Raw genomic sequence first — 12,713 nt, forward strand, 5'->3', positions numbered from 1 at the left:
GACTGCGGAGCAGGGACAGGTCGGGGGGCGCCGTGTCCAACTCCCCCGACCCCGCTGGGGACACGCACGGACACAACACCCGCACACCGCCCCAGGGCGCTCCCGGGTCAGCCGCCGAAGCCCCCCGAGCCCGCGAAGCCGCCGGAGCCCCCGGCGAGTTCCGCCCCCAGGAACACGGCCCCGAGGCCCACGAGCAGGGAGGCCACCACATTGGCCGCCGCCAGAAAGCCCCGGCCGGTCTCGGCCAGCCGCAGCGTCTCGTACGAGAACGTCGAGTACGTCGTCAGCGCCCCGCACAGCCCCGTACCCAGCAGGGCGTACGTATGTGCGGATACGGCGGCCCCCGTCAGCACCCCGAGCAGCAGGCTGCCCGCCGCGTTGACGGTGAAGGTCCCCCACGGGAACACGTACGGCAGCCCCGCCCCGTGCCGGGCCTGCACCGCACGGTCCGTCAGATAGCGCAACGGCGCACCGACGGCGCCTCCGATGACGACCAGCAGCCAGTTCACGAGGCCCGCCCCCGCCCGTCCACCAGGGCCCGCGTGAGCGCGGCCGCCCCCCACACCGCTCCGAGCGCCGCCACGACCGTCGACAGCGCGTACGCCGTCGCCACGAGCACCTCCTGACGCACCAGCAGCTTCGACACGTCGGCGGCGTACGTCGAGAAGGTGGTGAATCCGCCGAGCACCCCGACCCCCAGGAACGGCCGCACCAGCGGATGCGTGACCGTCCCCCGCTCGGCGACCAGCACCATCAGCACCCCGATCAGGGCACAGCCCGTCACATTGACGACGAAGACCGCCCAGGGGAACGCCCCCTCGGCGGCCGGCCAGGCCAGGGACGCCGCGTACCGGGCCGTGGCGCCCAGCGCGCCTCCCGCCGCGATCACCGCGGGGACCTGCCACCGGCCGGCCCCCGCGGTCTCCGCACGCTGCGCGGGTACGGAGAGGTCGACGTCCGGGTCGATGGGCGGCCGGCGACCGGGTTCCCGTGCGCTCACCCGTAGCCCAACGCGTGCAGCCGCTCGTCGTCGATGCCGAAGTGGTGGGCGATCTCGTGGACCACCGTGATCTCGGTCTCGGCGACGACGTCCTCGCGCGACTCGCACATCCGCAGGGTCGGCCCGCGATAGATGGTGATCCGGTCCGGCAGCACCCCGGCGTACCACTCACCGCGATCGGTGAGCGGCGTGCCCTCGTAGAGCCCCAGCAGATCGGGGTCCCCGGGCTCCGGTTCGTCCTCGACGAACACCGCGACGTTGTCCATCAGCCGCATCAGCTCCGGCGGGACCCGGTCAAGAGCCAGACTCACCAGCTCTTCGAACTCCTCGCGCGTCATCTCCAGCACCCCGCCATTGTCACGTACGAGCGGCCGTGGCGGGCGGGCCGCACCGGACGGGATCGGGCAGCCCTCACCGGGGGCAGCCACCCGCCCGGCCCACCCCTCCCGACCGGTCCGCATGCACGGCGCCCGATCGGGGCATACGGGCCCAATGGCCCGCGACCCGTTCCGCGCCGCAGTCGTCCGCATCCGGCACCACTACCGCGCCCGCTCCACCGCCCCCGTCAGCACGCTCGCCGCCGCCCCGCACCCGTACACGCGTGTGCTCGGACTGCTCGCCGTCGTCGTGCTGGGGGCCTGGCTGGGGCTTCTGATCGTCGGCAGCGTGCGTACGCCGGTGGGGCCCATGGACACGACCATGACCCTGCGCCCCTCACTCAGCGGCGGCACCAAGATCAACGTGTCGCCGCTCGGTGCCCTGGAGCTGAACTCCCACATCGCCCCGGTCCGCCTCGACGTCGATGTCGACCAGCTGGATCCGGAGCGCTCCCAGGCCCTGGTCAAGCACCCCGAACGGCTCTCCGGTCTCCAGGACGAGGTCACCGAGGACGTCGCCACCGGCACCCGGGAGCTCGCCGTCCGCTCCTGCGTCGCCGTCGTCTCCGGTGCCACCGCGCTCGGCCTCGCCGTCTACCGCCGTCCGCGCCGGGCACTGGCCGCCGGAGGGCTCGCACTGGCGCTCCTGGCCGCGTCGGGCGTCAGCGCGTACGCCACCTGGAATCCGAAGTCCGTCCTGGAGCCCAAGTTCTCCGGACTGCTCTCCAGCGCCCCCTCGGTCGTCGGCGACGCCCGCTCGATCGTCACCGAATTCGACGTCTACCAGCAGGAACTGGCCCGGCTCGTCACCAACGTCACCAAGCTGTACGACGCCACGTCCACGCTCCCGGTGTACTCGCCGGACCCCGCCACCATCAGGGTCCTGCACGTCTCGGACGTGCATCTCAACCCCGCCTCCTGGCACATCATCGGCTCGCTGGTCGAGCAGTACGAGATCGACGTGATCATCGACTCGGGCGACACGATGGACCACGGCACAGCGGCCGAGAACGGCTTCCTGGACCCCATCCGCGACCTCGGCGCGCCCTACGTGTGGGTGCGGGGCAACCACGACTCCGCCGTCACCCAGGCCTACATGAAGAACCTCAAGAACGTGCACGTCCTCGACGAGGGCAGCGCCGTGGACGTCGCCGGACTGCGGATCGCGGGCACCGGCGACCCCCAGTTCACCCCCGACCGCTCACGCCCCACCGGCGGCAGGGCGGCCGAGGAGCTGGCGGGGATGCGGCTCGCCTCCGCGCTGCGCGACCAGCAGCGGGCGGGCACCCCGGTCGACATCGCGGTGGCCCACGACCCGAACGCGGCGCGGCAGACCGACGGCACCGTTCCGCTCGTCCTGGCCGGCCATGTGCACCACCGGGTGAACGAACTGCTGAAGCTCGGTACGCGGCTGAAGGTCGAGGGCTCCACGGGCGGCGGCGGGCTGCGCGCCGTGCAGAACGAGAAGCCGGAGAAGGTGCGCGCCTCGGTGCTCTACCTGGACCGCGCCACCCGGCACCTGCAGGCCTGGGACGAGATCACCCTGGGCGGTCTGGGCCTGACGACGGCCGAGGTCAGCCGCCATCTCCCGGAGGAGAACCTGGCCGCTCCCTCGCCCTCCCCGACCGTCTCCAACACCTCCCCGTAAACCGTTTTGGCGATACCTCCCCGCATCCCATATGCTTCTCACGTCCCCGACGCGCTGGAAAGCGCGCAGGTGGGCCCTTAGCCCTCATCGTCTAGTGGCCCAGGACGCCGCCCTTTCAAGGCGGTAGCACGGGTTCGAATCCCGTTGGGGGCACGCTTTACTGTGTGCGAGACTTGTCTCGCACATTGCTTGGTCCTGTGGAGCAGTTTGGAGTGCTCGCCACCCTGTCAAGGTGGAGGCCGCGGGTTCAAATCCCGTCAGGACCGCTGCAGCCCGTATGAGCTGCGTGGCTGGGTAGCTCAGTTGGTACGAGCGATCGCCTGAAAAGCGATAGGTCGCCGGTTCGATCCCGGCCCCAGCCACCACCCGAAGGCCCCGTCCGATGGACGGGGCCTTCGCCGTTGTCCGGCCCTAGACCACTTCCTCTTCCTTCCGTCCGTTGCGCCGCCGCCACGCCTGCGCCCCGAGGGACAGCAGCGCCACCGACGCCACGGCTCCCAACGCCACTGCGTCGGGCACCCGTCGGCCGATGTTCCGGGCCCACTGCTCGACGGCGAACGAGTCGTCGACGTCCAGCAGTCCGGGCAGCGCGGTCGTCCCGTCGTACATGAGGAAGAGCACCCCGAGCCCGATGAAGAACAGGCCGGAGAGCAGGGATGTGCTGTGCAGTTCGAAGCGGCCCGCGCGCAGGGTCCGGCCGCGCAGCCAGGCCCGGCGGCCGAGGTCGAAGCGTTCCCAGAGCAGCGCGAGCACGAACAGCGGAACGGCCATGCCCAGCGCGTAGACGGCGAGCAGCAGTCCGCCGTACACGGGGCTGCCGCTGACGGCCGCCACGGTGAGGACGCTGCCCAGGATCGGGCCCGCGCAGAAGCCGGCCAGCCCGTAGACCGCGCCGAGGGCGTAGACGGAGAGCGCGGTCGTGGGGCGGATCCGGCCGCTGAGGGCGGCGATCCGGCGGGAGGCGAAGCCCAGGCCCACGATCTGCGCGAGGCCGAGCCCGATGATCAGCCAGCCCGCGCCGAGGACCAGGGCGTCGCGGTGTCCGTAGAAGAGCCGTCCGGCGTACGAGCCGGCGGCGCCGAGCGGTACCAGGGTGGTGGCGAGGCCGGCGTAGAAGATGCCGGTGCGTGCCAGGAGCCGTGAGGCGGAGTCGAGGGAGTAGGCGAAGAAGGCCGGGAGCAGCAGGGCGCTGCACGGGCTGACCAGGGCGAGCAGCCCGCCGAGCAGGGCCGCGAAGTATCCGATGCCCGGGGTCACTTCGCGGGGTCCCCGGCGCTGCCCACGTTGGCGGCCTCGGCCGCTGCCGCTTCGATGGCCTGGGTGAAGACGGCCATCGGCTGGGCTCCGGCCACGGGGCGGCCGTTGATGAGGAAGGACGGGGTGGACGTGGCGCCGATTCCGTACGCCTGTTCCTGGTCCTTGCCGACCGCGTCCGCGGCGGCCTTGCTGTCGGTGTCGCGTACGAAGCGGTCGAGGTCCTTGACCCCGGCCTGCTGGGCGAGGGCCCTGAGCCGGTCCTTGCCGAAGCCCTTCTCCTTGGCGCCCTCGGCATACGCGGCCCGGTGGAAGGCCCAGAAACGGTCCTGCCGGCCGGCCGCCCAGGAGGCGCGTGCGGCGGCCTCCGACTCCTTGCCGAAGATCGGGAAGTTGCGCCACTCGATGCGCAGGGTGCCGTCGGCGACGTACTTCTTGATCAGTGCGGGTTCGGTGTCGCGGGCGAACTTCCCGCAGTAGCCGCACTTGAAGTCGGCGTACTCGATGAGGACGACGGGGGCGTCGGTGCGGCCCTGGGCCAGCTTGTCGCCCGCGTCGCGCCGGGCGAGTTCCGCCAGTTCCGCGTACATGTCGGCGTCCGGCTCCGAGGTCGTGCTGACGGCGGTGGTGCCGGAGGGGGTGCCGTCGGGGGCGGTGGCCCGGTAGGAGACGAAGCCGAGCAGGCCTGCGGCGAGGACCACAGCGGCGCCGAAGGCGAGCGGCTTCTTGGATGTCGGGCGGGTGGGCGTGGGCATGCGGCACTCCGTGCTGGTGCGTGGGGGTTCTGCGGGAGAGGAAGAAAGGGGGAGGCGGGTCCGCCTACACCCTCAGCACGGAGAGCTCGACGGGTGTGGGTGTGGCGGGACCCGGACCGCGTACGGCGAGCCGCACCGGCAGCGGGACCCGGGCCCGGTCGGTGGCGGCGGGCAGGCCCACTGCGGCGGGGCCGGGCGCCTGGTCGTGCGGGGCGCGGGTCCGGGCGGGGAGGACGGGGTCGGTGCCGTCGTGGTCCCTGTTCCGGTCGCAGCCCGGTATGCCCGTGTTCCCGGCGGCGGCCACGGCCTGAACGGTGCCGGTGCCCGTGCCGGCCGCCGTCGCGGGTGCGCAGAGCAGCCCCAGTACGACCGCGAGCACTGCCGTCAGGCAGCACCACCGCGCACGGGACATGGGACCGCCTCGGTCGAGGTACGGATGATCAGTTGCCCGAAATGGTACGTGCTGTGATCCGGCGCGCCCTCTCGGTCACCGGCGCGGTACGCGATCGTCCACCGCCGCGTGCCGGAATCCGGGTGGGAGCCCGACCGCGGATCCCGCCACCCGGAGCCCGTGAGATGCGTTCGCGTGAAATGCGTTCGCCACTCTTCGCGCCCGGGTGAGATCCTGGGATCCGTATGTCTACTTCCTTTGCCGATCTCCAGTCCCAGCTCGGGCAGCTCTCGCTCCGCGACGCGCACCGGCTCGGCCGTCGTCTCGAGGGTGCCCGCCGCATCCGTAAGCCCGAGGACCGACAGTCCGTGCTGGACGAGATCGCGGCCGAGGCCGGAAAAGCAGCCGGGCGGCTCGCAGGACGCGCCGCCCGGATGCCGGTCCTGTCGTACCCGGAACAGCTCCCGGTCAGCCAGAAGAAGGACGAGATCCTGGAGGCGATACGCGACCACCAGGTCGTGATCGTCGCGGGTGAGACCGGCTCCGGCAAGACCACGCAGATCCCCAAGATCTGTATGGAGCTGGGGCGCGGCGTCCGGGGCATGATCGGGCACACCCAGCCCCGCCGGATCGCTGCCCGTACCGTCGCCGAGCGGATCGCCGACGAGCTGAAGACCCCGCTCGGCGAGGCCGTCGGCTGGAAGGTGCGCTTCACCGACCAGGTGAACCCGGACGCGACCTTCGTGAAGCTGATGACGGACGGCATCCTGCTGGCCGAGATCCAGACGGACCGCGAGCTCCTCGCGTACGACACGATCATCATCGACGAGGCCCACGAGCGGTCGCTGAACATCGACTTCCTGCTGGGCTACCTCGCCCGGCTGCTGCCCAAGCGCCCCGATCTGAAGGTCGTCATCACCTCGGCGACCATCGACCCGGAGCGCTTCGCCAAGCACTTCGGCGCGGCGCCGATCGTGGAGGTCAGCGGGCGTACGTATCCGGTCGAGGTGCGCTATCGCCCCCTCCTCGAAGAGGACAGCGAGGATTCCGACCGCGACCAGATCACCGCGATCTGCGACGCCGTCGACGAGCTCCGGTCGGAGGCACCCGGCGATGTCCTGGTCTTCCTCTCCGGCGAGCGGGAGATCCGTGACACCGCGGACGCGCTGAACAAGAGGAATCTCAGACAGACCGAGGTGCTCCCCCTCTACGCGCGCCTGTCGCACGCCGAGCAGCACCGCGTGTTCCAGCGCCACACGGGCCGCAGGATCGTTCTGGCAACGAACGTCGCGGAGACGTCGCTGACCGTTCCCGGCATCAAGTACGTGATCGACCCGGGCAACGCCCGGATCTCCCGCTACAGCCACCGCACCAAGGTCCAGCGGCTGCCGATCGAGCGGGTCTCGCAGGCCAGCGCCAACCAGCGCAAGGGCCGCTGCGGCCGTACCTCGGACGGCATCTGCATCCGGCTGTACTCCGAGGACGACTTCCTGACCCGTCCGGAGTTCACCGACCCGGAGATCCTGCGCACCAACCTCGCCTCCGTCATCCTCCAGATGACCGCCGCCGGCCTGGGCGACATCGAGAAGTTCCCCTTCATCGACCCGCCGGACCACCGCAACATCCGCGACGGCATCCAGCTGCTCCAGGAACTGGGTGCGCTGGATCCGGAGGAGAAGGACCCGAAGAAGCGGCTCACCCCGCTGGGGCGCAAGCTCTCCCAGCTGCCGGTGGACCCGCGGCTTGCCCGCATGGTCATCGAGGCCGACACGAACGGCTGTGCCCGCGAGGTCATGGTGATCGCCGCCGCGCTCTCCATCCAGGACCCGCGCGAACGGCCCTCGGAGAAGCAGACGCAGGCCGACCAGCAGCACGCCCGCTTCAAGGACGAGACGTCCGACTTCCTGGCGTTCCTGAACCTGTGGCGCTACATCCGGGAGCAGCAGAAGGAGCGGGGCTCCTCCAGCTTCCGCCGGATGTGCAAGCAGGAGTACCTGAACTTCCTGCGCATCCGTGAGTGGCAGGACATCTACGCGCAGCTGCGTACGGTCGCCAAGCAGATGGGCGTCCAGATCAACGAGGAGGACGCGCCGGAGCAGTCGGTGCACACCTCGCTGCTGGCCGGCCTGCTGTCGCACATCGGGCTGAAGGACACCGAGAAGAACGAGTACCTCGGTGCCCGCAGCGCCAAGTTCGCGATCTTCCCGGGCTCGGCCCTCTTCAAGAAGCAGCCGCGCTTCGTGATGTCGGCGGAGCTGGTCGAGACGTCCCGGCTCTGGGCGCGGGTCAACGCGAAGGTCGAGCCGGAGTGGATCGAACCGCTCGCCCAGCACCTGCTGAAGCGCACCTACAGCGAGCCGCACTGGGAGAAGGACCAGGCGGCGGTGATGGCGTACGAGCGGGTCACGCTGTACGGAGTACCGATCGTCGCCCAGCGCAAGATCAATTTCGGCCGCATCGACCAGGAGGCGTCCCGCGATCTGTTCATCCGGAGCGCCCTGGTCGAGGGCGACTGGCGTACGCACCACCAGTTCTTCCATGACAATCGCAAACTGCTCGGCGAGGTCGAGGAGTTGGAGCACCGCGCCCGGCGCCGCGACATCCTCGTGGACGACGAGACGCTCTTCGATTTCTACGATCAGCGGATCCCGGAGCACATCGTCTCGGGGGCGCACTTCGACTCCTGGTGGAAGCACAAGCGCCGGGACGAGCCGGACGCCCTGGACTTCGAGCGTTCGATGCTCATCAACGAGAAGGCCGGGACCGTCACCAAGGACGACTACCCGGACTCCTGGCGGCAGGGGAAGCTCAAGTTCCGGGTGACGTACCAGTTCGAGCCGGGCGCGGACGCCGACGGCGTGACCGTCCACATCCCGCTCCAGGTGCTCAACCAGGTCACCTCCGAGGGCTTCGACTGGCAGATCCCGGGGCTGCGGGAGGAAGTGGTCACCGAGCTGATCCGCTCGCTGCCCAAGCCGATCCGCCGGCACTACGTCCCCGCCCCGAACTACGCGGACAAGTTCCTGGACCGGGCCGTACCCCTGCAGGAGCCGCTGCCGTTCACCCTGGCCCGCGAGCTCCAGCGCATGGTCGGCGTCCCGGTCACGGCCGACGACTTCGACCTGTCGCGCATCCCGGACCACCTGAAGATCACCTTCCGGATCGTCGACGAACGGCGCCGCAAGGTCGCGGAGGACAAGGACCTGGAGGCGCTGAGGGTCCAGCTGCGCCCCAAGGCCCGTCAGGCCCTCTCCCAGGCCGCCGCGGCGACCGCGGGGCCCTCCGGCGAGTCCATCGAGCGTTCGGGCCTCACGGACTGGACGATCGGCACCCTGAACCGGACCTTCGAGACCCGGCGGGCCGGCCAGCCGGTCAAGGCGTACCCGGCGCTGGTCGACCAGGGCGCGACCGTCGCCGTACGGCTCTTCGACACCGAGGCCGAGCAGCAGCAGGCGATGTGGCGCGGCACCCGGCGGCTGATCCTGCTGAACATCCCGGTGAACCCCGCGAAGTTCGCCTCGGACACCCTCACGAACCAGCAGAAGCTGGCCCTGTCCCGCAATCCGCACGGCTCGATCCAGGCGCTCTTCGACGACTGCGCGACGGCTGCCGCCGACCGGCTGATCGCCGCGCACGGCGGCCCGGCCTGGGACGAGGCGTCCTTCCGGAAGCTGTACGACAAGGTGCGCGCCGACCTCGTGGACCTGACCGTGCGCACGATCAAGCAGGTGCAGCAGATCCTCGCGGCCTGGCAGGCCTGCGAGCGCCGGCTGAAGGCGACGAACAGCCTGGTCCTGATCAACAACGTCACGGACGTACGGGACCACCTCGCCCGCCTCGTACCGCCCGGGTTCGTCACCATGACCGGGCTGCGCAGGCTGCCCGACCTGATGCGCTACCTGGTCGCCGAGGACCGCCGGCTGCAGCAGATGCCGACGAACGTCCAGCGCGACACCACGCGCATGGAGAAGGTCCACGAGATGCAGGACGAGTACGCCTGGCTGCTCGAACAGCTGCCGCAGGGACGGCCCGTGCCGCAGGACGTCCTGGACATCCGCTGGATGATCGAGGAGCTGCGGGTGAGCTACTTCGCGCACGCCCTGGGCACGGCACAGCCCGTCTCGGACAAGCGGATCGTGAAGGCGATCGACGCGGCGGCACCGTGAATCGGCCCGTTTCCGCGCCGTGACGGAGCCACCACCACGGGTGAGTTCGACCTGGCCCTCGGACCTCCTGTACAGTCTGTTTTCGCAGCCAGCCGCAAGGCAGCCGCGAAAACCTGGTCCTGTGGAGCAGTTTGGAGTGCTCGCCACCCTGTCAAGGTGGAGGCCGCGGGTTCAAATCCCGTCAGGACCGCATATGACGAAAGCCCGGATCCTCTGGATCCGGGCTTTCGCGCGTCTTGACGTCGGCAACTGCCGCGGGTACCCCCTTAGAACAGAGACTGCCCCTGTTTCCCTCGGTGCGGGGCAGTCCGGCCCACGGGGAGGTCGCACGCATGTCTGCGCCCGCGGCACGGCACGAGACCCGCGCGCTGCTGCGCGCCCATCTGGCGGCCGCATCCGGCTACCGGCACATCACCCGTCACTGCCCGATCTGCCATCGCCTGCTGCGGCTCGCCATGGAGCCCGTGCCTGCCCCACAGGTGCCGTACGCGGACCCGGGGCACGGCAATGCCCCCGAACCGACCGGCACGCCCGAGAACGCCGCCGAAGCCCCCGGAAGGGGCACCGGCCCGGCACCCGTGCCCCCGGACCCGGCGCCGCCCGGGGAGAGCGCTCCAGGGGCCGGGCAGGGGAGCGAGGGCGGAAGCGATGGCGAAGGGCCCCGCGCGCCCTGACCGTCGGCCCCGCCCGTCCGCCTCCGGGCCGCGAAAGGCCTTTAGTTGGCCGGGCACACGGTTGGCAAGACAGGGCCGGTGTGACGGGAGTCACCGAACGAGTTTTGAGAAGTGGGGACTTTACTCCCTTCCTACAACTAGCGAATTTAATATGTGCAATTGCACTGCGCATGAGGCACATCCCGGACCGTTCCGTCCGAGCTGTCCCACGACGTCCAGGACCCACCCGAACAGGCCCGAACAGGCTCGCCCACAGTCGTACGCCGGCCGCCCCGGAAACCGACTCGTCGGCCCGTTCGGACATCCACGGGAGTCGGGCGGGCAGACGGACGCGGGAGGCGAACAGGGGGCGGGCGTACGGCCGGGCGCGGGGACGTGGAGGCAGGCGGGGCAGGCTCGCGGGCCCTGCGGGCATAAAAAAGATCGCGCTGGACCCGGCGGAGTCCAGCGCGATCGAACGACGCACCCTTATTGCGCAGGTATGACGCCCGTTGGGGCAGGCGTCCGTCGTGTGGAGCTATAGGTGGGCACTGTGGGTTGGGGGACCCGGCAGTAGCCCTGTTATGGCTGCGGCGGCAGGGGTGTATCAGGCCTCGCTGCGCTGCTGCGGAATACCCGCAAGCAGTGCGCGGACCTCTGCCTCGCGGTACCGGCGATGCCCACCGAGCGTGCGGATGGACGTGAGCTTGCCAGCCTTTGCCCACCGCGTGACCGTCTTCGGGTCCACGCGGAACATCGTGGCAACCTCAGCCGGGGTCAGCAGCGGCTCGGCATCAGGGGTGCGAGCGGTCATGAGCGGCCTCCTCGGGAGAACCGAACCATCTCGGTTCTTTCCTCTAAATTCTGCACCTTGACCCGCGTTGCCCGAAATGGCGGACGCGGGCCGAGTCGGTTATAGGACGAACGGCTTGTCCTCGGCACTACAACTACACCATCCGTCCAGCCACGTCGGCCAAACCGATGGAATTGCCCTCCCAGGTGTTCATCAGCGACGGAAGCCGATGGACCATGCCATAGCGGACAGTCACGCCCCAGTAACGATCAGTCACAGGACGATCAGGAGTCATCAGAAGTCGTCAGACCCCCCATAGCGTGCAATGCCAAGCATTCCGCCCATAGTTGGGCGAACAGAGTCCTCCCCGGACTCCTTGTCCTATTTTGGCATGAGGAGTAGGGAAGGGCGCAAGGGCCCCGTAAGTGCTATCCGTCACCCTTGAGGCAAAGGCCCGGTTCGGGACGTAGGTCCTGGGCCCTGCGGAGTGGCCTCCCGCCTCGTGTGTCACACGCGTCACACAGGCTGCGGGTTCACGGCTCGTCAGTTCCCGTCAGGACATCCCCGTTCACCCCCGCCCGGCCTCTCGGCATCCGCCTATGCCGGACACCTCACGGGATGTCTCTTCCCTTCCGATCACACCGCTATGCGACGGTTCGTGGGATTTCACACAACTTCGGGATCGTCAGTTGGCGGACTGCCGGTCCCGGACCGCCCGCCACCGCTCGGCGAGACGCCCGTACGCGACACCCGCCGCGTCGCTGTCGCCGGCCTTCAGCGCCGCGATGCCCTCGGCGACGTCCGCCGCCGACCGGTCGCCGGCGAGCTGCTCGCGGGGCAGCGCGTGCACCAGGCCGCCGTAGTCCAGTTCCACCAGGGCGCGCGGATGGAACTCCTCGAGCCAGCGGCCCACATCCACCAGGCCCTCGGTGAGCGGCCCTTCGTCGACCGTCTCGCGCAGTGTCCTGAGCGCCCGCGCCAGCCGCCGCCGCGCCTGCACCATCGGCGTCCGGTAGCGCAGCAGGGGCTGGGCCCCGTCGGCGCCCGCCTCGACGTACTCGCGCTCCTCGTCGTCGAACAGGACGAACCAGCGCACCGGGACGTGCCACACCGTCGTCCGGATCCAAGGACGGGCGTCCGGGTTCCGCTCCGCCCACCGCTCGTAGTCCGCGATCGCCTGCCCCCGCACCACCGGGGGCAGCACCGCGTCCAGCACCGTGGCCGGAAACAGCCCCCCGAGTTCCTCCAGCGCCAGCCAGCCGCGCATCCGGGTCCGCCACGGACAGACGCACACCGCCCCGTCCAGCTCCGCGACGAAGGCGTCCCCGCTCTCGTGCACCGGCACACCCACCGGCGGGGTGGGCACCAAGTCCGCCAGCGAGCGACGCAGTTCGTCCTGCGCCGTGGGGAGGACGGAACGCTGCGCGTAGCGCGCCCAGTGACTGCGTTCGGGCTCCCGGAAGGCGGCGAGCGGCTCGTACACCCGCAGGTAGGACGTGTAAGGGACGAGCACTGAAGACACCACCGACATGCAGCAAATCGTGTCACGCCGGTACTCCGCCAGGGGGTGATCCTCGGCACTGGAACAGATCTGCGTGTCCCGAGGACTTACGCTCTTGCCCAGTCGGACCGGCCGTGCCGGTCGGTCCGGGGCCCTCCCCACCTTCAGGAGGGTC

11 protein-coding genes and 4 tRNA genes are annotated in these 12,713 nt (G+C 70.1%); 7 read left to right on the plus strand and 8 right to left on the minus strand.

Features of this window, described 5'->3' with window-relative positions:
• Positions 1–107 precede the first annotated feature (107 nt).
• From OG257_RS18520 to OG257_RS18530, 3 genes are read right to left on the minus strand one after another with little or no spacing between them, the layout of a single operon-like run.
• Positions 108–509, minus strand: coding sequence for a fluoride efflux transporter FluC (locus OG257_RS18520; protein ID WP_329208826.1), 402 nt, complete (start codon positions 507–509; stop codon positions 108–110).
• A complete protein-coding gene (locus tag OG257_RS18525) occupies positions 506–1,000 on the minus strand; it encodes a fluoride efflux transporter FluC (RefSeq protein ID WP_329208827.1) in 495 nt (164 codons plus the stop codon). The genes OG257_RS18520 and OG257_RS18525 overlap by 4 nt, the downstream gene beginning before the upstream one ends.
• Positions 997–1,347, minus strand: coding sequence for a metallopeptidase family protein (locus OG257_RS18530; protein WP_329208828.1), 351 nt, complete (start codon positions 1,345–1,347; stop codon positions 997–999). Before OG257_RS18530 ends, OG257_RS18525 begins: the two co-directional genes overlap by 4 nt.
• 145 nt (positions 1,348–1,492) lie before the next feature.
• Here OG257_RS18530 and OG257_RS18535 point away from each other — a divergent pair, with 145 nt between their 5' ends.
• The 4 genes from OG257_RS18535 (at position 1,493) to OG257_RS18550 (ending at position 3,390) form a co-directional block, all read left to right on the plus strand.
• Entirely contained in the window at positions 1,493–3,025 is a 1,533-nt protein-coding gene (locus OG257_RS18535; protein ID WP_329208829.1) for a metallophosphoesterase family protein, read from the plus strand.
• Between the two features lie 80 nt (positions 3,026–3,105).
• Positions 3,106–3,178 (plus strand) — tRNA-Glu (locus OG257_RS18540).
• Positions 3,179–3,216: 38 nt separating this feature from the next.
• Positions 3,217–3,291 (plus strand) — tRNA-Asp (locus OG257_RS18545).
• 22 nt (positions 3,292–3,313) lie between these two features.
• Positions 3,314–3,390, plus strand: a tRNA-Phe gene (locus OG257_RS18550).
• A gap of 46 nt (positions 3,391–3,436) precedes the next feature.
• Here the strand turns inward: OG257_RS18550 and OG257_RS18555 are convergent.
• The 3 genes from OG257_RS18555 to OG257_RS18565 all read right to left on the minus strand — a co-directional run bounded on the left by OG257_RS18555 (position 3,437) and on the right by OG257_RS18565 (position 5,446).
• Positions 3,437–4,282 carry a cytochrome c biogenesis CcdA family protein gene (locus OG257_RS18555; RefSeq protein ID WP_329208830.1) on the minus strand — a complete coding sequence of 282 codons (846 nt, stop codon included), beginning with the start codon at positions 4,280–4,282 and terminating at the stop codon, positions 3,437–3,439.
• Positions 4,279–5,034, minus strand: coding sequence for a DsbA family protein (locus tag OG257_RS18560; RefSeq protein WP_329208831.1), 756 nt, complete (start codon positions 5,032–5,034; stop codon positions 4,279–4,281). Before OG257_RS18560 ends, OG257_RS18555 begins: the two co-directional genes overlap by 4 nt.
• A 64-nt stretch (positions 5,035–5,098) precedes the next feature.
• Positions 5,099–5,446, minus strand: coding sequence for a hypothetical protein (locus tag OG257_RS18565; protein WP_329208832.1), 348 nt, complete (start codon positions 5,444–5,446; stop codon positions 5,099–5,101).
• Between the two features lie 224 nt (positions 5,447–5,670).
• On the opposite strand from OG257_RS18565, the gene hrpA reads away from it, so the two are divergent.
• From hrpA to OG257_RS18580, 3 genes are all read left to right on the plus strand, one after another.
• Positions 5,671–9,591, plus strand: coding sequence for an ATP-dependent RNA helicase HrpA (gene hrpA, locus OG257_RS18570; RefSeq protein WP_329208833.1), 3,921 nt, complete (start codon positions 5,671–5,673; stop codon positions 9,589–9,591).
• Positions 9,592–9,706: 115 nt separating this feature from the next.
• Positions 9,707–9,781 (plus strand) — tRNA-Asp (locus OG257_RS18575).
• A 142-nt stretch (positions 9,782–9,923) separates the two neighbouring features.
• On the plus strand, positions 9,924–10,265 hold the full coding sequence (locus OG257_RS18580; RefSeq protein WP_329208834.1) for a DUF6274 family protein: 342 nt from the start codon (positions 9,924–9,926) through the stop codon (positions 10,263–10,265).
• A gap of 586 nt (positions 10,266–10,851) precedes the next feature.
• On the opposite strand, the gene bldC is transcribed toward OG257_RS18580, so the two are convergent.
• Both bldC and OG257_RS18590 read right to left on the minus strand, forming a co-directional pair.
• On the minus strand, positions 10,852–11,058 hold the full coding sequence (gene bldC / locus OG257_RS18585; RefSeq protein ID WP_003949541.1) for a developmental transcriptional regulator BldC: 207 nt from the start codon (positions 11,056–11,058) through the stop codon (positions 10,852–10,854).
• A 664-nt stretch (positions 11,059–11,722) separates the two neighbouring features.
• On the minus strand, positions 11,723–12,568 hold the full coding sequence (locus tag OG257_RS18590) for a hypothetical protein (RefSeq protein WP_329208835.1): 846 nt from the start codon (positions 12,566–12,568) through the stop codon (positions 11,723–11,725).
• Positions 12,569–12,713: the final 145 nt, after the last annotated feature.

Origin of the sequence: Streptomyces sp. NBC_00683 (assembly GCF_036226745.1) — a bacterium.
GTDB lineage: Bacteria > Actinomycetota > Actinomycetes > Streptomycetales > Streptomycetaceae > Streptomyces.

Coding starts and splice junctions, on each gene's coding strand:
- OG257_RS18535 (WP_329208829.1), top strand. CDS start 1,493: ATGGCCCGCGACCCGTTCCGCGCCGCAGTCGTCCGCATCCGGCACCAC.
- OG257_RS18560 (WP_329208831.1), bottom strand. CDS start 5,034: ATGCCCACGCCCACCCGCCCGACATCCAAGAAGCCGCTCGCCTTCGGC.
- OG257_RS18565 (WP_329208832.1), bottom strand. CDS start 5,446: ATGTCCCGTGCGCGGTGGTGCTGCCTGACGGCAGTGCTCGCGGTCGTA.
- hrpA (WP_329208833.1), top strand. CDS start 5,671: ATGTCTACTTCCTTTGCCGATCTCCAGTCCCAGCTCGGGCAGCTCTCG.
- OG257_RS18580 (WP_329208834.1), top strand. CDS start 9,924: ATGTCTGCGCCCGCGGCACGGCACGAGACCCGCGCGCTGCTGCGCGCC.
- bldC (WP_003949541.1), bottom strand. CDS start 11,058: ATGACCGCTCGCACCCCTGATGCCGAGCCGCTGCTGACCCCGGCTGAG.
- OG257_RS18590 (WP_329208835.1), bottom strand. CDS start 12,568: ATGTCGGTGGTGTCTTCAGTGCTCGTCCCTTACACGTCCTACCTGCGG.